This is a genomic window from Limnospira sp. PMC 1279.21 (genome assembly GCF_032349615.1).
GTDB lineage: Bacteria > Cyanobacteriota > Cyanobacteriia > Cyanobacteriales > Microcoleaceae > Limnospira > Limnospira fusiformis.
Genome location: NZ_JARPLU010000419.1, coordinates 1 through 1,102, shown reverse-complemented (window position 1 = coordinate 1,102; position 1,102 = coordinate 1). Strand labels below are relative to the sequence as shown.

Annotated in this window: 1 protein-coding gene; it reads left to right on the top strand. The window is 45.0% G+C overall.

The features are described from left to right. Positions 1-858: 858 nt before the first annotated feature. Positions 859-1,102: reverse transcriptase N-terminal domain-containing protein (locus P5683_RS25110; protein WP_006668169.1), on the top strand; the 244-nt coding region annotated here is incomplete at its 3' end.

The window sequence follows — 1,102 nt, the reverse complement described above, 5'->3', positions numbered from 1 at the left end:
TGATGTTGTATTTAGCTCCAAAAGTTGAAATCACAAAAGCAGGGAGTCGTTACCCTTTTCCCGATGTCAAAAGGGGTATCCACATCAGGAGCCGTGTGCTGGGAAACTCGCAAGCACGGTTTTGAATTGGAGTTGGGGAAGGTGACTTATCTTTCGACCATAACCGAGACGTTCAGGCATGAAATAGGGTTGCAATACCCGAAATAACCGCCTGGTGAGGATTTCAACCCCTTGGTTGAATATAAGGAGCGCACTCCTGACCATCCTCATAACTGTTTATATGTCCCGACGTTTTGTATAGAAATACACAGAACAAGGCAGGGAACTCAAGGTCAAAACGCAAAAACTGAAATCTTAATGATTCCTTAACAATTGCGTTGAGAGTAACGGCGATAGCTACCCCCAGTTTTGGGATACACAACCCCAGGATTGAAGCGGGGAACGGAAGGCTCCGAGGTATAACCCAATACCAGAAGCGAGACCACTGCCAACCATCCATGATTAGGGAAACCGAATGTCTGGCTTGAACCATCGTAATTATGAAGCAGCGAAACAGGTTGACACGCTGCACCCAAAAGGGTAAGGGGAATAGTAGGGTTTTCTACAAGACACCTACACAGACCTTTAAAAGTACCCCGGTGGATAGGACAAATCTAAAGATGGAATGCCCATATAAACGGAACGTTTTAAGTCCTCTTAGACTCTGAATATCTGGTCGAGATATCAGTAGGGATAAGTGTAACCGCAAGTCTTAGAGGATGTGAGATGTGACCAGAAGCCAACGCCCGACTGTAATGGTAGGGATATGCTGACAGGTTGCGGTTTGATTGTCAAGAATAGAGTCTAATAGGAGCATATATGGCGCAAGCGAGTTTAAAGAAAGGCTTTGGTAAACCCAAACCAATCAAGACTACGAAAAACGCATGGAAAGCAATTCCATGGGCGAAAGTCCAGCGAAAAGTTTTCAAACTCCAAAAGAGGATATTTCAAGCAGCTAAATCGGGACAGGACGCAAAGGCACGAAGGTTGCAACGTCTATTGGTGAAATCATATTATGCGTGCGAGACGTTTAGGAGTGAAATAGGGATGCAATGCCCGAAAT